22 protein-coding genes and 1 pseudogene are annotated in these 20,949 nt (G+C 61.1%); 13 read left to right on the top strand and 10 right to left on the bottom strand.

Going from position 1 to position 20,949, the window contains the following annotated elements:
• The first annotated feature begins 188 nt into the window (after positions 1 to 188).
• Positions 189 to 983: a DUF899 domain-containing protein gene (locus tag ACZYOF_RS12980; protein WP_463716000.1), complete on the top strand. Its 795-nt coding sequence runs from the start codon at positions 189 to 191 to the stop codon at positions 981 to 983.
• Between the two features lie 16 nt (positions 984 to 999).
• Here the strand turns inward: ACZYOF_RS12980 and ACZYOF_RS12985 are convergent, their stop codons facing one another.
• Positions 1,000 to 1,530: a DUF992 domain-containing protein gene (locus ACZYOF_RS12985; RefSeq protein WP_463715988.1), complete on the bottom strand. Its 531-nt coding sequence runs from the start codon at positions 1,528 to 1,530 to the stop codon at positions 1,000 to 1,002.
• A 212-nt stretch (positions 1,531 to 1,742) separates the two neighbouring features.
• Here ACZYOF_RS12985 and ACZYOF_RS12990 point away from each other — a divergent pair, with 212 nt between their 5' ends.
• Positions 1,743 to 2,003: a hypothetical protein gene (locus tag ACZYOF_RS12990; RefSeq protein WP_349017004.1), complete on the top strand. Its 261-nt coding sequence runs from the start codon at positions 1,743 to 1,745 to the stop codon at positions 2,001 to 2,003.
• 163 nt (positions 2,004 to 2,166) lie between these two features.
• On the opposite strand, the gene ACZYOF_RS12995 is transcribed toward ACZYOF_RS12990, so the two are convergent.
• Positions 2,167 to 3,717: a serine hydrolase domain-containing protein gene (locus ACZYOF_RS12995; RefSeq protein WP_463715989.1), complete on the bottom strand. Its 1,551-nt coding sequence runs from the start codon at positions 3,715 to 3,717 to the stop codon at positions 2,167 to 2,169.
• Between the two features lie 453 nt (positions 3,718 to 4,170).
• On the opposite strand from ACZYOF_RS12995, the gene ACZYOF_RS13000 reads away from it, so the two are divergent.
• The 3 genes from ACZYOF_RS13000 (at position 4,171) to ACZYOF_RS13010 (ending at position 7,569) form a co-directional block, all read left to right on the top strand.
• Entirely contained in the window at positions 4,171 to 5,577 is a 1,407-nt protein-coding gene (locus ACZYOF_RS13000) for a selenium-binding protein SBP56-related protein (protein WP_463715990.1), read from the top strand.
• On the top strand, positions 5,574 to 6,248 hold the full coding sequence (locus ACZYOF_RS13005) for a hypothetical protein (RefSeq protein WP_463715991.1): 675 nt from the start codon (positions 5,574 to 5,576) through the stop codon (positions 6,246 to 6,248). The genes ACZYOF_RS13000 and ACZYOF_RS13005 overlap by 4 nt, the downstream gene beginning before the upstream one ends.
• 151 nt (positions 6,249 to 6,399) lie before the next feature.
• Positions 6,400 to 7,569, top strand: coding sequence for a LysM peptidoglycan-binding domain-containing protein (locus tag ACZYOF_RS13010; protein ID WP_245475710.1), 1,170 nt, complete (start codon positions 6,400 to 6,402; stop codon positions 7,567 to 7,569).
• Between the two features lie 43 nt (positions 7,570 to 7,612).
• Here ACZYOF_RS13010 and ACZYOF_RS13015 read toward each other — a convergent pair whose 3' ends face one another.
• The 3 genes from ACZYOF_RS13015 to ACZYOF_RS13025 form a co-directional block, all read right to left on the bottom strand.
• Positions 7,613 to 8,578 (bottom strand): alpha/beta hydrolase, encoded by a 966-nt coding sequence (locus ACZYOF_RS13015; protein WP_463715992.1) that lies wholly within the window; start codon positions 8,576 to 8,578, stop codon positions 7,613 to 7,615.
• 385 nt (positions 8,579 to 8,963) lie between these two features.
• Entirely contained in the window at positions 8,964 to 9,284 is a 321-nt protein-coding gene (locus tag ACZYOF_RS13020; protein ID WP_463715993.1) for a c-type cytochrome, read from the bottom strand.
• A 293-nt stretch (positions 9,285 to 9,577) separates the two neighbouring features.
• A complete protein-coding gene (locus tag ACZYOF_RS13025) occupies positions 9,578 to 9,745 on the bottom strand; it encodes a hypothetical protein (protein ID WP_165420992.1) in 168 nt (55 codons plus the stop codon).
• Between the two features lie 257 nt (positions 9,746 to 10,002).
• On the opposite strand from ACZYOF_RS13025, the gene ACZYOF_RS13030 reads away from it, so the two are divergent.
• The 4 genes from ACZYOF_RS13030 (at position 10,003) to ACZYOF_RS13045 (ending at position 13,947) form a co-directional block, all read left to right on the top strand.
• Positions 10,003 to 10,689, top strand: coding sequence for a cyclase family protein (locus ACZYOF_RS13030; protein WP_463715994.1), 687 nt, complete (start codon positions 10,003 to 10,005; stop codon positions 10,687 to 10,689).
• Positions 10,690 to 10,740: 51 nt separating this feature from the next.
• On the top strand, positions 10,741 to 11,751 hold the full coding sequence (locus ACZYOF_RS13035) for a Bug family tripartite tricarboxylate transporter substrate binding protein (RefSeq protein ID WP_463715995.1): 1,011 nt from the start codon (positions 10,741 to 10,743) through the stop codon (positions 11,749 to 11,751).
• A gap of 114 nt (positions 11,752 to 11,865) precedes the next feature.
• Positions 11,866 to 12,741: a GNAT family N-acetyltransferase gene (locus ACZYOF_RS13040; protein WP_463715996.1), complete on the top strand. Its 876-nt coding sequence runs from the start codon at positions 11,866 to 11,868 to the stop codon at positions 12,739 to 12,741.
• Between the two features lie 114 nt (positions 12,742 to 12,855).
• Positions 12,856 to 13,947, top strand: coding sequence for an amidohydrolase family protein (locus ACZYOF_RS13045; protein ID WP_463715997.1), 1,092 nt, complete (start codon positions 12,856 to 12,858; stop codon positions 13,945 to 13,947).
• A gap of 65 nt (positions 13,948 to 14,012) precedes the next feature.
• On the opposite strand, the gene ACZYOF_RS13050 is transcribed toward ACZYOF_RS13045, so the two are convergent.
• On the bottom strand, positions 14,013 to 14,522 hold the full coding sequence (locus ACZYOF_RS13050; protein ID WP_130577414.1) for a MarR family winged helix-turn-helix transcriptional regulator: 510 nt from the start codon (positions 14,520 to 14,522) through the stop codon (positions 14,013 to 14,015).
• A 327-nt stretch (positions 14,523 to 14,849) separates the two neighbouring features.
• Positions 14,850 to 16,430, bottom strand: coding sequence for a porin (locus ACZYOF_RS13055; protein ID WP_130577413.1), 1,581 nt, complete (start codon positions 16,428 to 16,430; stop codon positions 14,850 to 14,852).
• A 251-nt stretch (positions 16,431 to 16,681) separates the two neighbouring features.
• Here ACZYOF_RS13055 and ACZYOF_RS13060 point away from each other — a divergent pair, with 251 nt between their 5' ends.
• The 3 genes and pseudogenes from ACZYOF_RS13060 to ACZYOF_RS13070 all read left to right on the top strand — a co-directional run bounded on the left by ACZYOF_RS13060 (position 16,682) and on the right by ACZYOF_RS13070 (position 18,148).
• Positions 16,682 to 17,170, top strand: a complete 489-nt coding sequence (locus ACZYOF_RS13060) for a MarR family winged helix-turn-helix transcriptional regulator (RefSeq protein WP_130577412.1) — start codon at positions 16,682 to 16,684, stop codon at positions 17,168 to 17,170.
• A gap of 18 nt (positions 17,171 to 17,188) precedes the next feature.
• Positions 17,189 to 17,365 (top strand): annotated as a pseudogene (locus ACZYOF_RS13065) (helix-turn-helix domain-containing protein); the annotation flags it as partial.
• Positions 17,366 to 17,422: 57 nt separating this feature from the next.
• Complete coding sequence (locus ACZYOF_RS13070) at positions 17,423 to 18,148, top strand: substrate binding domain-containing protein (protein WP_463716001.1); 726 nt, start codon at positions 17,423 to 17,425, stop codon at positions 18,146 to 18,148.
• 183 nt (positions 18,149 to 18,331) lie between these two features.
• Here ACZYOF_RS13070 and ACZYOF_RS13075 read toward each other — a convergent pair whose 3' ends face one another.
• Complete coding sequence (locus ACZYOF_RS13075; protein ID WP_463715998.1) at positions 18,332 to 18,838, bottom strand: hypothetical protein; 507 nt, start codon at positions 18,836 to 18,838, stop codon at positions 18,332 to 18,334.
• Between the two features lie 382 nt (positions 18,839 to 19,220).
• On the opposite strand from ACZYOF_RS13075, the gene ACZYOF_RS13080 reads away from it, so the two are divergent.
• Positions 19,221 to 19,442, top strand: coding sequence for a DUF6894 family protein (locus tag ACZYOF_RS13080; protein WP_130577435.1), 222 nt, complete (start codon positions 19,221 to 19,223; stop codon positions 19,440 to 19,442).
• Positions 19,443 to 20,013: 571 nt separating this feature from the next.
• Here ACZYOF_RS13080 and ACZYOF_RS13085 read toward each other — a convergent pair.
• Both ACZYOF_RS13085 and ACZYOF_RS13090 read right to left on the bottom strand, forming a co-directional pair.
• Positions 20,014 to 20,280 (bottom strand): hypothetical protein, encoded by a 267-nt coding sequence (locus tag ACZYOF_RS13085; RefSeq protein ID WP_282528168.1) that lies wholly within the window; start codon positions 20,278 to 20,280, stop codon positions 20,014 to 20,016.
• A gap of 127 nt (positions 20,281 to 20,407) precedes the next feature.
• Complete coding sequence (locus tag ACZYOF_RS13090) at positions 20,408 to 20,611, bottom strand: CsbD family protein (protein ID WP_130577408.1); 204 nt, start codon at positions 20,609 to 20,611, stop codon at positions 20,408 to 20,410.
• Positions 20,612 to 20,949: the final 338 nt, after the last annotated feature.

The raw sequence follows: 20,949 nt of genomic DNA on the forward strand, positions 1-20,949 counted from the left end.
ATAACGCTCAAGCCATGGTGCGTCCGCTGTCAGCTCGAACCAAATAGCGCCACACTTGTTACTCCCACCGTTCGATCTCCGGTGCCAAGCTGGCTCATGACCAACGACGAGCCATGAGCGGCGAATGGAAACGCGCCTCGCGCCACGAGGCGCGCGAATTCGGCCAAATCCAGGAGGTTTCAGGAGCCATGAACACATCGACAGAGTACGGACGGAAAGGCGGCCAGCCCGCCATGCAGGCACCACCGGTCGTATCGCCGCAGGAGTGGGAAGCGGCCCGCCAGCAGTTGCTCGCGAAGGAGAAAGCACAGACCCGCGCCCGTGACGCGCTCGCCGCCGAGCGCCGGCGCATGCCGTGGATGGCCGTGGAAAAGGCGTATGCGTTCCAGGGGCCCGCGGGCAAGGCCAGCCTGCTCGACCTGTTCGACGGCCGGCGTCAGCTCATCGTCTATCGCGCCTTCTTCGAGCCAGGCGTGTTCGGCTGGCCCGACCACGCCTGCCGGGGCTGCTCCATGGTGGCCGACCAGGTCGCCCACCTCGCCCACCTGAACGCCCGTGACACCACCCTCGTCTTTGTCTCACGCGCGCCGCAGGCGGACATCACGCGGCTGAAGGCGCGGATGGGATGGCAGATGCCATGGTTCACCATCACGGACAGCTTCGACGCCGACTTCGGCGTGAACGAGTGGCACGGCACCAACGTGTTCTACCGCGACGATGACCGCGTGTTCCGCACCTACTTCATCAACAACCGCGGCGACGAGCAGATGGGAGGCACCTGGAACTACCTCGACATCACGCCGCTGGGCCGGCAGGAGGTCTGGGAGGACTCGCCCGAAGGCTATCCCCAGACCCCCACCTACAAGTGGTGGAACTGGCACGACAACTACGTCGCCGACGGCGCGCCCGACAAGAAGTGGGTCGAAGTGTCCGATGCCGGAGAGAAGGCATTCCGGAACACGGACGCCGGCACGAAGCCATGAGCCGGGCCTATACCAGTCACTGAGCCCTGCGCGGGGCAGGCGGCGCAGCGGCCGGCCGCAGCTCCATGTTCGAGACGCCCGCGGCAATGTTCAGGCCGGTCTGCGCCTGCACGGACACCGGCTGCAAGGTGACCGTGCGGTCCGAGCCTCCGACCAGGACGTTGGCGCCCACGCCGGCGCCAACTGTGCCGCCGGCGGTCGCACCCACATAGGTTCCCGCCAACGCGCCGCGGCGCAGTGTTGTCGGCGCAAAAACCGCCCATGTCAGTTGGCCGCCGGACGTGGCGCCAATGTCGATTCCGAGCGTGCTGACGGTGCCATCATAAGGCTCGCGTGCCCTGCCCTTCGCCGACGTAAGGATGCAGCTCAGTTGCCGCTGCCCCCCGACGATCATTCCAACCCCAGGCGATATGCTGCAGGTGAGCGTGCCGACCTTCGTTCGCCCGGCCTCCTGAGCCGTGGCCGGGACGATGCCGAGCGCGAGCCCCAGGACGCATGCGGTTGCGAAACCGTTCAGCATTGTTCTGTTCAGCGTTGCTTTGTTCATAAGCGGCCTTCCATTGACGCATTCCGATGGCCCTCAACGCGGCCAATATCGGGATGTTCCCGCTCCGCGCAAAGTCGAGATGCAAGTGCGTTCGGAAATCGCTGCGTGAGACATCGCAGCCGTGATTGACTTCATTTGCTTGCCCGCGACTGCAAGCTCACGATGAACAGGTGTTCATGAGCGTGACCAAATGGTCACGGAAGTTTCGTTGAATGGCCTTGCCGATCGCCTACGTTTCTTTCGAAACGGGAGGACTTTCCATGAAGCAGTCGCAGCATCTTTTGGATAACGCGGTGATCTGTTCAAAGCTTGCAAAGCGCACAACTGACAAACAGACGAAAACTTACTTCAAGCGCTTGGAAGATTCCTGGAGGGCCTTGGCGCGCGAGCAAGACTGGCTCGATGGAGAAATCACTCCGGTCGAAATATCCAGGCTTGGCCGCCGGACCGGCGTCGCGCAGTCCCTGTCGTGACGCTGAACGGACCGAATCGGCTCCTTGGTCGGCGAGATAGTCATGACCGTCTCGTCGACCAAACCGACGCGAATACCCACTTCCGATATTCGACGGACACATCGCGCGGCTTGGGGCGCTCCATCTGTTGCAGGATCGGGCCCGCCCTCGCAGCGGGCTGCATTTACTCGGTGCTCTCGCCTTGCAGCTCCGCCTTGAAGCCATCGGTGTTTTCGAAATTCACCTTCACTTTGTCGCCGTCGAAGGTCAGCGCCCAGGTCTGGATTTCGCCATGGCCCAGGATCCGGCGCTCCATCACAAACGTATCTTCGCTGGTCCAGCGTCCTCTTGCGGCATTGATCCCATACTGCGCCGGAGGGCTCTTGCGATAGAATCCATCCAGGCCGACCAATCCTGTAAACCGGCCGTTTCCCTTGTCGGTATAGGTCGTGATGACCCATGAGGAATCCGACTCGTAGAAATTCAGCGTGAAGCTTTTCAACCGCAGCCTGTTGTCGAAGAAATGATACACCTTTCCCGAAACCGCCTTGGCCAGCTCTGGCGTGCCGCCGATGGCGTATGGTTTGTCCGTCGCGGCTCGACGTATCGCTTCAGTCAACAACGCCTTGGCGATGGGATCCTCGGGCAGCGGCTTATCGGATTTGACCGCGTTTGAAATGTCGTCGATCAGCCCGGAGGCCGAATAGAATTCGGTGTCCCGCAGGGCTCCGGTCATAACGACGATAACATCGAGCCTCGGTATGATGAGGATCAATTGCGAATGCCGGCCGCGCGCCATGTAGGCGCCCTTTTCGGGATACGACCACCACAGGTTTCCGTAGCGGAATCCAAACGTCGCGGCCACGGGCCCGGACTTCGCCCTCTCGACCCATGAAGCCGGGATAAGCTGTTTTCCTTCCCACTGCCCGTTGTGAAGATACAGGTATCCGATCCTGGCCATATCGTGAGGCGCGAGATACAGGCCCGCTTCGCCGTCCGACACACCCTGCGCATCCACATTTCCCCATCGGGCGCTGTGGATGCCAAGCGGTTCGAACAGCTCCTTCTTTGCAAAATCAAGGGCGCTCTGCCCGGACTTCCTGTTGATGAGCGCGGACAGCAGATACGGGTTGCCACCATTGTAGTTGAAACTGGCGCCGGGCGCGCCAGCCATCGGCTGGTTCAGCACGAAGGCTGTCCGATCGGGGCTCTCGTACATCTTCATGATTGTCTCGCCGGGGCGATAGGCCTTCTCCAGCCATTCGATGCCCGATGTCATGTCGAGAAGGCTTTGCACCGTCATCGCCTTTTTCCGGTCATCGACGTCCTGGATTTGCTTGTCTGAAAACAGATCGATGACCGGGTGATCAACGCTATCAAGGTCGCCCTTTTGCAGCTCAATAGCGGTCAGCGTGCCGACGACGCTCTTGGTCACTGATCTCAAATCGTGGCTGACCCCGGCGATGTACGGAGCGTAGTAGACATCAGCTACGATCTTTCCGTGGCGAATGATCATCAGGCTGTCCTGCTGATAACTGCCGACGTGCTCTATCAGCCGGACAAGACTCGCCGAGTCCATCCCCTGTTCTTCGGGGCTCGACGTCTGCCAGGATTTTGTCGGCCAGAGGACTTCCCGGGGACCTTCATCGTCAGTTGCCGCAGCGGGCCGGTTGAATGCGCCAAAGGACTGCAAGCTCGCGACTAACGCGACAAGCGTCAGCATTTTGAAACGCATTGGACCCTCCCGGTTCACGCCTGTCGCCGAACTCTGCTTTTATCAATCATAGATTGAAATCCGGGTGAGATCGAGCCCGAATGAACGCAGGCTTGGCTCTTAGCAACCAACCTTCGAATTGACGACGGAAATGGCTTAGGGATTATCAATTTCGAGCCTCGTAGCCCGGGTGGAGCGCCAGCGTAACCCGGGTGTTTGCATCAGCGTGTGCAAGTGGCCCCGGGTTACGCTGCGCTTCACCCGGGCTACGATATTACGATACTACCCGTCTCCATTCACGGCAGAATGTCGCGAGTGTGCCCGCAAGCATATTCCTAGCGGGCGCGCGATGCCGTAAGCTGGCTTAGCCAACCCTCGCCCGCGGAGTCCTGATCGCAAGTCCCAACGCAAGCTGCCACCCTCGCTCCGCGCGTCCGAGCCGTTGGCGCAAGCCGACATAACCCGGAGGAAGTCATGACGATGAGACCGGACCCCACGTTCCATGCGTCGCCAAAGCTTGCCATGGAAGCGCCGCCGGAGGATTTTGCCTACACGCTGCTGCTCAGTCCCGATTTCTCGAAGCCCGACGCGCTCGCGGTGATCGACGTCAAGCCGGGCTCAAAGACCTACAGCCAGATCGTCCATACCGTGACGATGCCGAACAAGGGCGATGAATTCCATCATTTCGGCTGGAACGCCTGCTCCTCCGCGCTGTCGCCGCTCACGGGACACGCCTTTGTCGAACGCCGCTATCTCATCATCCCGGGACTACGGTCCTCGCGGATCTATATCGTCGATACGAAGCCAGATCCGACGAAGGCGAAGCTGCACAAGATCATCGAGCCCGAGGAAGTGTTCGACAAGACCGGCTACTCGCGGCCGCACACGATCCATTGCGGGCCGGACGGCATTTATGTCTCGACGCTCGGCGGTAGCGGCAAGGATGGCACCAAGGGGCCTCCCGGCATCTTCATCATGGACTGCGAGAGCTTCGACGTGCTCGGGCGCTGGGAGATCGATCGCGGTCCGCAGACGCTGCATTATGACTTCTGGTGGAATCTGCCGCGCGACTACATGGTGAGCAGCGAGTGGGGGCTGCCGCCACAATTCGAGAACGGCATCGTCCCGGAAGATCTGCTGTCGAACAAGTACGGCCACAGGCTGCATTTCTGGGACCTTCGCGCCCGCCGCAACGTGCAGACCATCGATCTCGGCGCCAACCACCAGATGGCGCTTGAGGTACGTCCTGCGCATGATCCGGTCAGGGAATATGGCTTCGCCGGCGTCGTCGTCGACACCACCAATCTCGAAGGCTCGATCTGGACCTGGTGGCGCGAGGGCGGCAAGTTCCATATCGAGAAGACGGCGACGATCCCGGCCGAGCCCGCGGCGAAGGAAAAACTGCCGCCGCTGTTGCAGGGCTTTGGCGCGGTGCCGCCGCTGGTGACCGATATCGATCTGTCGATGGACGATCGCTTTCTCTACGTCGCCTGCTGGGGCACCGGCGAGATGCGCCAATACGACGTCAGCGATCCCAGGAAGCCGAAGCTTGCCGGCTCCGTGCATGTCGGCGGCATCGCGCGCCGCACGCCTCATCCCAACGGAAAAGCCTTCGCCGGCGGTCCGCAGATGGTCGAGATCAGCCGCGACGGCAAGCGGGTGTACTGGACCAACTCGCTCTACTCGAGCTGGGATGACCAGTTCTATCCCGACGGCGTGCCGGGCGCGAAGGTGATGGCCAATGTCGGGCCGCAGGGCGGACTGGAGCTCGCCCGCGATTACTTCGTGAGCTTCCCCGATGGCTACCGCGCGCATCAGATCCGCCTTGAAGGCGGCGACTGCTCGACGGACTCCTTCTGCTATCCGTCGGTCTGGAATTGAGCGAAGCAGGTTCGCCCATCCTCTGGCTCTGGCTTGGCATCGTCGCGAGCGGCCTCTATCACGGGATCAATCCCGGCATGGGCTGGCCGCTCGCGGTCGCCGCGGGCCTGATGGAGAAATCCCCGCGCGCACTCGTCAGTGCGCTGTTGCCGCTGTCGGTCGGTCACCTCTTGGCGATGCTGCTGGTGCTGCTGCCGTTCGCGCTCCTGATCGCGCTGGTCGAGTGGCAGCGCCCGATCCAGGCCGGCGCCAGCCTGCTCGTCATCGCCTTCGGCGTCGCGCGACTGCTCAGGCCTCGCCATCCCCGCGCGCTAGCACGGATACCGCCGACGCAACTCGGCCTGTGGTCGTTCGCGGTCGCAATCGCTCATGGCGCCGGGCTGATGATCGTGCCGCTTTATCTCGGGCTCTGCCTGCCCTCCGGCATCCATGATGGCCATGAGGCGGCGGCAGGCGTCGTCAACCAGAACCTCGCGATGGCGCTGCTGGTCGCCCTGGTCCACACCGCAGCCATGATCAGCGCCGGCGGATGCCTGGCGTGGCTGGTGTATCGTTATCTCGGCGTGAGGTACGTGGCGAAGAGCTGGTTCAATCTGGAGACGGTCTGGGCGGTGAGCCTGGTCCTGGTGGGGGCTATCGCGCTCGCGATCAATCTGGCGGATTGGCACTGAGGAAGCGCCGATTAGGTCAGCCCGGCTGACCAATCCGCAACGCTACTTAACGCTACTTGAAGGCTACTTGATGGACCGAACAGATGGGAGCACTGTTCCCGCCATGCTGCGCCTCGCGCCATCAAGCGATTCGGCCAAACGGATGAACATCATGAGCGCCACGTCGATAAGCCGAATGGTCGTGCCGATGCTGGCATTTGCCATTGCCGGCGTCGTCGCGCTGTTCTTCCTCATTCCTCCCGCGCGGCAAACGCCACCGGTCGACACCAGCTCTGCCACGACTTCTGCGCCTGCAGCGCAGGATTCGGCATCGGGCAAGCGCGATCAGGCACCATCGGCTCTGTCGGCCCTGCAATCGGAGGCTGCGAACCTCGCAACGGCGCTTACCGGCCTGCCTCCCGCGCCGGGTAGCAGCGAGGGCACGCCGGAGTTCGACGTCGTCCGCATCGAACCAACAGGCGAAGCCGTGATCGCGGGCCGCGCGACGCCGGGTGCGACGGTGGAGCTGCTCCGCAACGGCGAACTGCACGATCGCATCGTCGCCGATCAATCGGGACAATTCGCAATGATCCCGCGCCCGCTGCCGCCGGGGAATTACGATCTAACCCTGCGCGTCAAGCAGCCCGACGGCAAGGAGACCGCGTCCAAGCAGAGCGTCGCGGTGGCGCTCGAGCCCGCCGGGAAGGAGCAGCCGATCGTGGCGCTGATAGCGCCGGATAAACCTGTGAAGGTCCTCTCGCAGGATCCCGCCCCGACGCCGGGAGCGGAGCGCGCGATCGTCGTGGAAGCGGTCGAGACCGAGCCGGGCGGAAAGCTCCGTGTCAGCGGTCGCACACACCCCGGCGCCGCGGTGAGGCTCTATCTCAACGACAGCTTTGTCACCGCCGTGACGTCGGACGACAACGGACGTCTCTCGGTCGCGATCAATGCCGGCGTAGCGGCGGGCAATTACCGGATCAGGCTGGACGAGGTGGAGGCTGCTTCCGGCGCCGTCCGCGCGCGTGCCGAGGTGCCGTTCAACGTTCCGGGCACGCTGACGACCGCCTCCTTGCCGGCGCAGGCCAAGCCCTCGGAAGCCGCCGCGACCAAGCTGGCCGCTGCCCAGACGACCGCTCCGTCCGACAAGGGCTCACCCTCCGCCGTGGTGGTGCAGAAGATCACGACCGCCACCGTCTCCCGCGGTGACAGCCTCTGGCGCATCAGCCAGCGCGCGTTCGGCGCAGGGCAGCGCTATGCTGTCATCTACCGGGCGAACAAGGAGCAGATCCGCAATCCCAACCGGATCTATCCCGGCCAGATCTTCGTCGTGCCGACGCACTGAAACCGATCGAGCATGATCCGATTGGACGGAATCGGATCATGCTCTAGCGATGAAAAGCGGACCGAAGGCCGTCGGACACGCGCTGAACTAGCACCGTCCCCGCATCGAGCACGCCTGCGACCAACAGCAGCCCGTGAATCATCCCTGGCCAGCAATAGTGGTCGATCGGAACCCCGGCGTCGCGGAGCCTGGCGGCGTACGCGTTTCCCTCGTCACGCAACGGATCGAATTCGGCAGTGATGATCAATGCCGGCGCCAACCCCGCGAGATCAGTCGCGTAGGCAGGTGAAACCCGTGGATCGGTGCGATCGATGCCTGGCGGGAGATAAGCATCATACCAATCGAGCATATCGTCTCGCCGCAATCCGCACGTGCCGGTCCCAAGTTCTTGCCAGGATTTGCTCGATACCGTCGTATCCAGGTTGGGATAGAGCAGAACCTGCATGCTCAAGGGCAACCCTTCGGTTCTTGCCTTCTGTGCGACCCATGCCGCGAGCAATCCACCCGCACTGTCGCCTCCCACTGCGATGCGTCGCGGATCGACATTGATTTCAGTTGTACGGCTCAACCACTGTAGCGCAGCCCAGACATCCTCATTCGCCGCCGGGTAGGGATGCTCCGGAGCTAACCGGTAGGCCACCGACACGACCAGGCAAGCGGCGCGGTTTGCCAGCGCAGCAAGAGCGGTATCGTAGTTGTCCAGACTTCCAGCGACAAAGCCGCCGCCGTGACAGTACAGCAGCGCTGGCGCAGGAAGCGCGAGTTCTCGCTGGGGTATATAGACACGTGTCATCAGCTTACCGGGAGCACCGGGAATGAAAGCTTCCCTCATCCCGATTGGCTCGGGCGGGAACCCGAGTTGAGCGATGCTGGTCATTCTCGTGCGCACAGCGGCGATCTTTTCGTCAGCGGAAAGGGTCGTCCCCAATGTTAGCGTCCCAGCGGCGTGCAATTTCGCCAGAAGCTCCGCGACTTGTGGATCGAGAGTGGCATGCGTATTACCGTTCACTCGCGCTTCCTTCATATGGTGGTGAATGCTCCGCGCGGTACGCCACGCAGTGAGGCGACGATAATCCAAGGCTCAAAGGATTGTGCGCGAAAAAGCGTTACCGCTGTAGCGCGTTCCGGATCATGATCCGATCAATCGGATCATGATTTCATCGCTTTGCCCGCGCATGATCTCCGCGCTAACGCTTCGGACTTCTCGCTAGAGCATGATCCGGAACAGTGGAGACCGGTTTTCCCTCGCGACAAACGCGAAGCGTTTGCGCGGAGATCATGCTCAAACAAAGAGCTAGAGCGGGATGACGCTTCGAAGAAAAGTCATCACCTCTAGGCGAAACCGGTTTCCACTTTTCCGGAGCATGCTTGTCGTGCCGGGAAAGTGGCGCGGCTCATTGGCTCGATGACTTCAGGAAGGCAATTATCTTCGCCTTGTCCTCGGCAGAACGGACTCCAGTATAGGGCGTCATGCCGTTGCCCGGCACCAGGGCATCCGGATTTTCGATGAAGCGTCCGAGCTTGTCTTCGTCCCACACGAAATCAGCAGATTGCATCGCCTCGGAATAGCGATAGTTCGGCAATGAGCCGGCCTTGCGGCCGACGATGTTGTGCAGATGCGGACCGAAGCGATTGTCACCCTCTTTCGTGGTGTGGCAGGTCCGGCAGGAATTGTTGAACAATTGCTGTCCCGATGCGTCCGCGCCCTGCGCCATCGGTTGCCCGGAAGCAAATGACGCGAGTAGCAACGTCGTCCCGCCGAGCGATGATGAACTGCCGCTTCATTCGTGTGACCTCGCGGTGAGACAATGGCGCCACCATCACCGGGATGGTCTGCCGTCAACGCCCGAACGCTCCGACAGGTCCGCGCCACCGTTGCTCAACAGAGACCCGCGTCGGCGCAACGTGAGAGCCGGCTCTTTCTCACAACAAGGGCAAGCATTTGCGCAGAACTCATGTGCGAGCGAAAGGCAGCGCGTGCTGACGATATGAGAGGACGTCCGTGCGCTCACGCCTTGATATCGACGGCAACAGCGTCGCGTTCGACCTTGTTCTTGGCCGCGAAAACGTCAAGGACGGCTTCGTTGATGATACGAGGCGGGGCCTTTTCCATCTGATGGGCGAGAAGCTGAACCCTCGCCTTCGTCACTTCGACAGGTACGGGGTAGATGAGCATGCTGCACCTCCACCGCAAAAGCTGCGCTTGCAGGTGTTTACGGATTGTAAATGGATGAGGTTAACGCGTCGCAGGCTCGCCGATTCGTTCGCATTGTAATGACGCGTTGAGGGGAGCCTTCACCAAACGTAGGATGGCGGGACCAGGCACGCCGCCGAATGCGCATCGAGGACGTCCGACGCCAAAGGACAAGCTCATTCAGCCGGCCATGCACACATGCCGTTCGTCCGCAGTTCCCACCCAGGAAGGTGCACCTCATGAAGATCGTCGACCTCAGCCGCGAGCTCTATCATCGTACACCGAGCTATCCTGGCCATCCGCCGATCATACACGGCATGTGGAAGAACCATGAAGAAGCCTTGGCAGAGTCCGGAAATGTGTACGGACTGTCGTCGATGTTCATCTCGATGGCCGATCATGGCGGAACCCATATTGATGCACCGCGGCATTTCGGGCCACGAGGCATATCGATCGACCAGTACCCGCTGGAAAAATGCATCGTGCCGGGCATCTGCCTCGACCTGCGGCACATCGCGCCGCGCGCCGAAATCTCGCCCGCTGATCTTCAAACCGCCGTAAAGCAGTCCGGCGTCGGCGTGCCGAAAGGCGGCACGGTGCTGCTATGCACGGGTCATCACGAACGTACCTTTCCGCGCAGGGCCTATTCGACCGACAATCCCGGCGTGAACGTAGCCGCCACGGAGTGGCTCGCCAGCCAAGGCATCATGCATTTCGGCATCGATTCGATGCGGCCAGGACCTGACAGCGACGTCAATCTGCTGGTGCACAAGGCGTGTCTCGATCTGGACATCACCCACATCGAAAGCCTCTGCAATCTCGAAGCGCTGCTGGGCAAGGGACAATTCACCTTCATCGGCCTGCCGATGAAGTGGCGCGAAGGCACGGCGTCGCCGATCCGCGCGGTCGCGGTGTTCGACATGTAGGGCGTTGAAGAAAAGTCATCCCGCTTTAGGGACAGAACAGGAAAAAGAAAAATGCAGGAGAGGAAACACAAGAACCGGTCGCGCCGGGAGATCCTGCACGCCGGCGGAACGTTCATCGGTCTGGTAACAGGCGCAAGCCTCAGGCCAGGACCGGCCGCCGCAGGAAGCTATCCCGATCGCCCGATCAAGATCATCGTGCCATTCGCGCCGGCGGGGCCGACCGACATCATCGCACGCGTCCTCGCGACCCATCTCGGCCAGGCAATCGGCGGAACGGCGGTGATCGAGAACCGTCCCGGCGCGGGCGGCAATATCGGCATCGGGATTGCCGCGCATGCAGACGCTGACGGCTACACGCTGCTCGTCACCTCGAGCGCCTATGTCGTCAATCCCGGACTTTATGCCAAGATCCCATATGATCCGTACAAGGATTTTGCGCCCATCGCCGAACTCGGTACCTCGCCGAACGTGATTCTGGTATCCCCCGATCTCGGCGTGAATTCGATCGCCGATCTCGTCTCGCGTGCCAAGGCCGATCCGAACGAACTGAACTATGCGAGTCCCGGCGTCGGAACGACACCGGGACTGTCAGGCGAACTCTTCAAGATCGTCTGCGGGGCCAATATGACTCATGTGCCGTTCTCGGGCGCGGGGCCTGCGATCCAGGCGATCCTTGCCGGAACCACACAGGTCGCTTTTGCGGCGCTGCCACCGGCGCATCCACATATCAAATCAGGCGCGCTAAAGGCGCTGGCCGTGACCGGCGCGCATCGCTGGTTCGATCTGCCTGACGTTCCGACCATGGTCGAGCTTGGCTACAAGGATTTCATCTCGGACACGTTTCAGGGTTTTCTTGCGCCTGCGAAAACGCCGGCGGACATAATCGAATTGCTTTCGGCCAAGTCGATCGAGATCCTGAAGACGCCGAAGATCGCCGAGCAGTTGCGCAATGATGGCTTCGAGGTCATCGCCAACGGACCCGAGGGCATGAGAAAGCGCATCGAAGACGAAGTCCCGAAGTGGCGTGACGTCATTGCAAAGGCCGGCATAAAGCCGGTGTGACCGCGCCGGACGTGAGGACCGCGATTTCGGACCTGGATAGGACACCGCGCAGAACGTCATCGCAAATCGCCCATCCGGTTGACATGACGATTTATCTGACTAAAGTCAGATATCATGCCACTCGACCCCATCGCGCGTGTCCGCCGCTTCAACCGTGCCGTCACCTCCGAAGTGGGCGCCCTGGACACGTCCTTTCTCGGGCGCGGACGCCCGCTCGGCAGCGCCCGCGTGCTCAACGCGATTGGGCATGGGCAGTCGGATGTCGCGGCGATCCGCGACTATCTCGGGCTCGACTCTGGCCTGATGAGCCGCCTGCTGCGCGGCCTGGAAGACGAAGGCCTGATCGAGACCGTGCCGCATCCCGAGGATGCGCGGCGCCGCGTCGCCCGGCTGACCAAGGCCGGCCGTTCCGAATTCCGCGCTTATGAAGCGCTCTCCAACGCCCAAGCCAAAGACTTCCTGGCCCGCCACGCGCGGCAGGAAGAACTTCTGCGCGCGATGGACCTTGTCGCTTCCGCGCTGGGGCGCGGCCGCATCGTGCTCGAGGAAATGGACCCGAGGCGCGACGACGCCAGATATTGCCTCGGCGAATATTATGCCGAACTCGCGCGCCGCTTCGAGAAAGGCTTCGACGTCTCGCTGTCTCGCGATCCGGAGGCCGTGAATTTGATCCGCCCGCGCGGCGCATTCCTCGTCGCGATGTCGGACGGCTTGCCGATCGGCTGCGTCGGACTGAAGGGCGGTGGCGGCGAGATCGCGGAAATCAAGCGGCTGTGGGTCGCGCCATCAGCACGCGGCCTTGGGCTCGCACGTCGTCTCATGGAGGCGGCCGAGAACATCGCCCGCGAGTTGTCCATCAAGGTCCTGCGTCTCGATACGAACAGCGCGCTGCCCGAGGCGCAGCAGCTTTACCGCAACAGCGGCTGGAACGAGATCGAGCGTTTCAACGACGATCCGTATCCGGACACGTTCTTCGAAAAGCACCTCTGAAAAGAGCGCTCTAACCGCGGTTGCATTTGTGCGCCGCGCACCGGCTGCCTTGCTGAGGCCGCTTTTTCTACCTTACCTTGCGGGCTTCAAAAAATAAAACTGGGAGGAACCCGCGTGACCACCCGTCGAAACTTCTTGAAGGGCGGCGCTGCCGCCAGCATCATGTTCTGCAGTTGCGGTCTGTTGCGGAGCGCGCACGCGCAGCAGCCGGCGCGCCAGACGCTGCCGGTCAGTGTCAACGGCAAGCGTGTGAAGACCATCGACGTTCACGCGCATTGCCAGATCCGGGAGGCCGGCGCACTGCTGGGCAACGATGCCGGCAAGATCCAGGTGCCTCCGGTGCGCGGCGCCGAGGAAGCTTTCATCAATCTCGATCAGCGGCTGGCGGCGATGGACGCGCAGGCGGTCGACATGGAAGTGCTGTCGATCAATCCGTTCTGGTACGGCCGCGATCGTGAGCTCGCGGGCTCGATCGTGCAGATGCAGAACGAAAAGCTCGCCGAGCTGTGTGCGTCCAAGCCGGATCGTTTTGCCGCCTTCGCGTCGCTGACGCTGCAGGCGCCCGATCTCGCGGTGAAGGAGCTGGAGACGGCGGTCAGGAAACAGGGGCTGAAAGGCGCAGCCATTGGCGGCATGGTCGAGGGCATGCCGTTTTCCGATCCCAAATTTCACCCGGTCTGGGCCAAGGCTGAAGAGCTTGGCGTCCCCTTGTTCATCCATCCGCAGGGCATCGCGGAATTGAACAAGCATCTCGCCGGTAACGGCTGGCTCTCCAACCTCGTTGCCTACCCGACCGAGACCAGCATTGCGCTGGCGCACCTGATCTTCGAAGGCACGTTCGACCGTTTCCCCGGCTTGAAGATCATCGCCGCGCATGGCGGCGGCTATCTGCCCTCTTACGCAGATCGTACGGATCACGCCTGCCTGGTCAGCCCGGCCAATTGCAATCCCGACATCAAGCTGAAGAAGCGGCCGACCGAATATCTCAAGCAGATCTATTTCGATTCGCTGGTGTTCTCGCCGGAGGCCATCCGGCATCTGGCCGCGCAGGTCGGCGCGTCCCAGCTCGTGCTGGGCAGCGACTATCCGTATCCGTGGCAGTTGCAGCCGGTCGACCACATCTTCGCATGCACGTCATTGAGCGATGAGGAGAAGGCCGACATCCTCGGCCTGACCGCGGCGAAGCTGATCAACGTCCAGGCGTGATCGTCAGCCGAAAATGACGCGGACCAGCGGGACCAGCGGCTCACCAGCACGTTCGCAGCGAAGGCTCAGACGCTGCGGACTTGCGCTCCGTTGCGACGGATGCGCTCTTCGTCGGGACAATCTCGCCCTGCGAGTTTCCAGAGGCAGGAGAGAATCACCTTTGCCTCGGTTTCGTCGAGCCGCGCCATGACCCTTTTCTGATGGTCCCGGGCGCGCCGTTGCAGCACCTTCACGAGCTGATGGCCGCTCTTGGTAAGGTGGATCTGTCTGACGCGGGCATCTTGCGCGACCTGGGTGCGCTTGGCTAATCCGCGCTGTTCCAGGCTGTTGAGGGTCGGAACGATCCTCGGGCGCTCCACTTCAAGGCTCTTTGCGAGATCAGCCTGGTTGATGCCGGGGTTCTCCGCCACCACCACAAGCACCAGGAATTCCGCAGCCGTTACGTCGGACTCAGCGAAACACTGAAGAATTCCCTCAAAGACCGCCAGTTGCGCCCGGTGGAGGGCATAGCCCAGGGAACCGTCAAGGTAAGACATTTCTGCTGATTCATTATGCTCGCGGGACAGGATGGGCATAACCGACGGCGTCCCCGACTGCTCCTTATGGAAGCGACCCTAGAGCGCCGACAGGGCGCGGAATGCTGCATCGGCCGCCATAGGAAACGCCAGAGCGAAAATCGAAATTCACCGGCTGGTTCTGCATAAAATATGAGCAAATGCGGAACCGGGCGCAACAACAATATGTCGCGCGGACACCATGTCACGTGAACAATATGTCATGCCAAAAGGAAAGACCTCCGGCGGGGCATCGCCGGAGGTCCCTGGAGGTCAACACGAAGAACTGTTTGCGACAGGTCTCTGTTGACGTTGGTAGAACCGCAGGCGTGCTGCGGCTCTTTGTCCTCAGAAGTTACGCTGCGCGCGGAGCTGGAGCAGGAAGGTATCCTGGTCCTTGAACTCGTAGCGGGCGGCCGGCTTGGGCGCCGACGGGCCCAGGACGGCGGTGCCCTGGAAGCTCTGGTCGAGGTGGAACCACTGGAATTCGGCCGAGAAGGTCAGGTTCTTGACCGGGGTCCAGCGAGTGACCGCACCGAGCTGCGACACGTTGAAGTTCGGGTTGCAGACGAAGTCCGCGCTGACCGCCTTGGCCGGCGTGGTGTAGTTGAGGCACATGAACGCCTTCGCCGCACCATCATACCGGACTGCCGAATAGCTGCCGAAGACGCTGGTCGACCAGTAGGGATCCCAGTTGTGGTTGAAAGCGCCGCGGATGCCGAAGGCTTCCGTCAGATGCAGCGATCCGTCGCCGCCGGCCGCGACCGGCAGGTAGACGCCGTCGGTGGTGGCACCGAAGCCGATGCTCTGGTAGGCGCCCGCGCCGCCGCCGCCGAACATCGCGAAGCTCGGCGAGGCTGACGAGGAGGAGATCACGTACTTGGTCGCGCCCTTGGCGTAGCTGACGTCGAACTTGATGTCGTCGCCGGGGCCGGTCGGGATGTTCTTGATGTTCACGCCGATCATCGCCGCGCCACCCCACTTGGTGTCAGGGTGACCGGAAAGCTCGGACGCTCCGGTCGGTGCCGCACCCGGCAGACCCACGCCGCCGGCTGGCGCGCCAGCCGCGTTGAGCGTGTTGTAGGAGCCGCTCACTTCATGCGCCGCGGCCGAAATCTGGAACAGACCCCAAGCCTGGTCGACGCGGATGTTGCCGACCACGTCAGGCGAGTGAACGCCCGCATAGGCGTTGCCCGAGTTGAACGTCGCGTTCAGAGGCAGCGACAGGTTGTAGACCGCGGTGCGATCCCAGACCGTCGGATCGTCCAAGCCGATGCTGGCCGACACGCCGTTGCCGAACTGCGCGGTGTACTGGATGTTGTTCACACCGGTGTCGGTGTTCTGGCCGCCGAGCAGGTTGGAGTTGATGTTGCCCGGGAAGCCCTGCCACGGAGTAGCGTAGGCGGAAGCGGACTTACCAAACGTGAAACCGGCAAACTGAATGAAGACGTATTCGACCGCGACATAGCCGCCGCCGGGAGTGTCGAGCAACTGCGAGCCGGCAACCGGCAGGCCGGTATTGATCGAGTTCGGGTTGTAGGTGCTGCCACCGAGCGTCGAGAACTGGAAGTCGGCCTGGCCGAAGGTGCGGACCACGCCATATTCGGTGGCGGTGCGGGTATCGATCGTCAGCGCCATACGGGAACGAGCGGCGAAGTAATCGCGATAACGGTTCCCCTGACCGATATCGCCGTTCCACGCCGGCGTGCCATGGATACCGCCGTTGAAGGTGGCGTCCACGCGCAGATAGCCGCCGATCTTCATGCAGGTGTCGGTGCCCGGGATGTACCAGAAGCCGGCGCCGTACAGCGAGCAGACCTTCACATATTCGACGGCCTTCGCCTTCACCGGAAGATCGGCCGCCTGCGCGCCCGCCAGAGTGATGAGGCTTGCGGCCCCACCAAGTACGAATGTCCTAACGACAGTCATTTTATTGCAACCTCCTGATCTGACGGACTGGTGTCAGTCGAAGCGGAACGAGCGGCCTGAGACCCATCGCTCTCGCGTAATGCCCAATTACAAGTGTCTCAAGCTGACGGAAAATTTATCGCGTCGAGCCGACCAGCCCCCTTGCCCGAGCATAAGTAACGAACTTATTTGTCATGATCTAGATAACACCATTATCAAATGACAACAAAATCGATCTTGTTGCAGCCAAGATACACTCGGTGACATGACCAATGAACGGAGCAGATGTATTCGCAATGAGGAAGCGAGACTCTATTCGACAGTTTGGTCGGGAAATAGCGTCGCTCCACGCATCTCTTGATGAACTCTATCAGTCCTGGGCGAAAACGCTCGGAATCACCGGCCCGCAATGGAAGATCATGCTGATCCTCGCCGATGCCGGCGATGACAGCGGGTTGTCGGTCGGCAAGGTTTCGAAAATTTTGAACGTCGAAGCGTCGTTTGTCACAACGCAGTCAAAAATCCTTGAGAAAGAGGGCTTAATCCAGAGAAAGACATCGCGACGAGACGGACGAATCGTCAACCTGTCGCTGACGCATCGAGCGTTGGAGCATCTGGAAGGATTGGCGCCGCGACGAGATTCATTGATTGAATTTATCTTCGCGGAGTTCGCGCCCGGCGAACTCGATGAGCTCAGTGGAAAACTATTCTCTCTCAAGGAAAGGCTGGAGAAAGCGCGTCTGCAGGTGGCGGAGCCTTAGAGAACAGGCGCACCGGCGATGGACCTTCTCGGCAGCCTCGGCATTCTCGTACGCGTAGCGGAAGTTCTTTCGTTTTCCGCCGTCGCGCGCGAGCGTGATGTGAGCCAGGCCGCGGTCGCCCGCCAGATTTCGCAGCTCGAAGAGCACTTCGGCGTTCGCTTATTCCATCGCACCACGCGAAAGATCAGCCTCACCGATGACGGACAGATGCTTGTCCTTCTCGCGCGACCGATATTGGACGGCGTCGAGGGCATGCTGACCGCCGTGGGACGACAGAGCGCCTCTCCCATCGGACTGGTCCGCGTCGGCGTGACCGGCACCGCAGCTCGCTTCCTCGCGCGCCGTCTGCCCGAGTTGCTGGCGGATCACCCGGGGCTGAAGGTCGAGCTGGTGGTGAGTGATCGGATTGGTGACATGATCGAAGATCGTCTCGATCTTGCGATGCGCGTCGGCGAAATCGCCGATGCATCGCTGGTCGTTCGTCATGCCGGCACGATTTCGCGCGTCGCCGTGGCGGCACCGAGCTATGTCGAAAAGCATGGCGCACCTTCCTTACCCGCCGAACTTGCACAGCACACCTGCATCGTCCACGCCACCAGCCAGCATCCGGATATGTGGACGTTCGTGACCAACAAAGGCACCCAGCAAATTCGCGTATCGGGAGGATTCCTCGCCAACGACGCCAGCGCGGTGCATCTGGCGGCGAGAGATGGATACGGGATTGCCTATCTCGCGCTGGTCGATGTGTTCGACGATCTGCGCAGCGGCCAGCTCGTCCGCGTCCTGAACAACTTCCCGTCGCCGAACATTCCGTTCAGCCTGGTCTACTCCTCACGTCGGCATCTTGCGCCGCGCACGCGCGTGGTGCTGAATTTCATCCTGGAGGAGCTGCGAGAAATTCGCGCGTTGCTTTCCGAGGACCCGAGCGAGATCCGGGACCAGGGAAGCGACCGAAGCTCTCCAGCTCTCAGCGTGTGAAAGCGCGGGCCGCCGAAGCAGACCCGCACTGTCGTTAGAGGTTCAGGATGGACGAAGCGTCAGTCGCAGCGAAGCTGCCGATTGTCCGCTGCTGCAACGGCCCGCGATCCGGATTTCTGAGACCGAACCCGCGGAGCACATTGCGAAGCACGACCGCCTTCCATTGCCGCGTAGGCGCTGGCGTCATTCACAAGCTTGTTTGCGCTCGCGCCCGAATTCAGCACATCCGAGTTGGGGTAATAGAATGCCCGCAGGCCGGGCTCCTGAATCGCTTGCTGCGCGAACACCGGCGCCGCCGCCACAGCCGAAAGCAGCATGGCCGAAGCGACTGATATCTTGAGGCTGGTCATCTCGTTTCTCCGTAAAGTCCTTGGTGAGGATCACGGCAGCAATCATCGCCCACGCAACAGCGTGGTTCTGGTAATCGTTTGAGGGACATGCCCGCCTGACTCGCAATGGCTGCAACTGATCTGACAAGAGAGCTATCGCGGAACACCGATTCGGAAAAAGTGCGCTGCGCTTGAAAGACTTGTGCGCAAATCGCAGAAATCGCACCTCGTCGCAGATATGCGCCCCGAGGACGGCGACTATTGATCGCTTCCCATCGAACGATGGAAGAAGAAGGCCTTGAACCAGTCCGTAGAACATCAATGCGAGACCAGCTTCAAGGATTATCAGGACTTGCTTCACTGGTCGGTGTCGATGAGGAACTTTGCACCTAGCCCGAAGGTTATCGTGAGACATCATTGGGAGAAGCGAATGTCAAAAAGCAAGCTCTCCATACTGATCGCCGCAGCTCTCGCACTCGCGCCAATTCAGGTGTTTGCGCAAGGCGTCGGCAGTCCACCGCCGCCCAGGCCTGGCGACCCGGCCGCCGCAACAGGCGCCGTGGGCGGGAGCGCCCCGCCACTCAAACCTGGAGCCCGGACCGGCGGTACACCCGGAAGCGTGGGCAGCCCACCACCACCCAGGCCGGCGCCCCCGAGCGGTGACAAAAAAGGCGACTAGCACGCCCAGGGCGGGGCGCGCTGTTTGATTTAGGAACAAGCAAGCCGAATTGCAGTTGGCCGACATGCCCAGGTATTTCTTCCATCTAGCTGGCCAAATCGAAGCTCATGACCTGTCCGGCCATGCGTGTACGAATGACGACGAGGCCAGGGATCACGGGAGCTTCATCGCTCACAGGATCGGAACGGAAAAACCGGAGATGGTGCGCGAAGGAAACTTCATCTTGGTGACAAATGAAGAGGACACCGAGATTGTTCAAATTCCTCTGGCTTCAACGACGGTCTAGAGGATCGGTTCTTTCCCTGAAATTGTATCGCGAGCGTCGGCATCGTCGTTGCGAGGCACCTTGCCTTTGACTGTTCTGCATACGGCTCCACTTCGTTCTCAAAGAACGAATCGATATCGGAAGAATCAGTCCCGACAGAGTCCTAACGATTGGTTTCGGCCGGGCTTGCGGACGGCGCGAACAGTCACGCGTTGATCGAAATCTGCGCCTCGTATTGTCCGGCTTTCTCGAACAGAGCATTGCGGGCAGAACATGCCAGCCAAGCGCCGAGAGCGATCGTTCGTTCCCATTTCCGATCTCCAACAAAACGCCCCGTATGAGAAAAGCCCCCGCTGGCCAGCAACGGAGGCTCTTTTAGGACTTGGAGGGCCGCGCAGTATCTTGCGGATTAGAGCGTTTTCGAGCGAAGTGGACACCGGTTCGCGTGAAGAAAACGCGTCAAAGCAAGAATCGAGAGCTTCGGTTCTGATTCAATCAGAACCGAAAATGCTCTAGTAGAATGCCCGCCTGGCGGCCCGACCGCCTTTCCAACTTCTTCGGCTGTTACCGGCTGTCTTCACCAGCTTTCCAGTCAGTCGTTGTCATGATGGATGACGGTTTTCTCGCGAGATCCGTCCTCGTTTTCTTTCTTGATGACCGTCGTTCTGTCGGTATCGCGAGGCTCACGCTCTTTGATGACGGTGGTCCGATCGCGGTCGCGATGATCGCGAGGCTCACCAATAGTGACGCCACCGCCAACCGGTCCGGCCTGAACCCCAACCCCAACGCCAACGTCTTCAGCCAGAGCGGGGGCGGCAAACGATACGATCATGGTGGCGGCAAGAAGGTAGCTCCTCATCTCATTCCTCCATTCCGATTGTGGACGAAGAACGTGCCGGTGCGACATTTTGTTCCTGTCCGGAAGGAGGTCGAAACTTGGATCTTCCGATCAAAAGTAAGCCCCGCAAAAGCGGGGCTTCTTGAAGTTACCAGTTCTGACGACCATACCAGTCATCGATCTCTTTTCTGGCCTGGTCCTTCGCATAGCCGTAGCGTTGCTGCAAACGTCCTTCGAGTTGGTCCTGCTTTCCCGCGATGACGTCGAGGTCATCATCGGTGAGCTTTCCCCACTGCTCCTTGACCTTGCCTTTCATTGCCTTCCAGTTGCCCTCAACGCGATTCCAATCCATTGCTCTCCTCCTTGGACAAGTAGTGAGCCAACCCGATATTGCGCGCTTTTGTTCCAACAGGGCGGCGCGAGGCAGCGCGGCGGCGGAGAGTTTCGCAAGCGCGCAATTCTTCGCCCAAGAGGGACAACACCAGTTTCCTATCGCGACCGCGAGTTTGTTCAAAAGTGCACAGAGACGAAGAAGAAACAAAGTTGGATGGCATCGCCTTGTTGGGGATGTCCCGATCGGTGTTGAACTACGTCGGGCCGACGTTGCCAGAATGAATGTTACGCGGCCCTTGTGACATGGGCAACGGGCTTGATCGTCATGGGATTGTGGTGAGCTTGAAGGGCCGCACG

It is taken from the genome of Bradyrhizobium sp. LeoA1Lang (genome assembly GCF_055413685.1).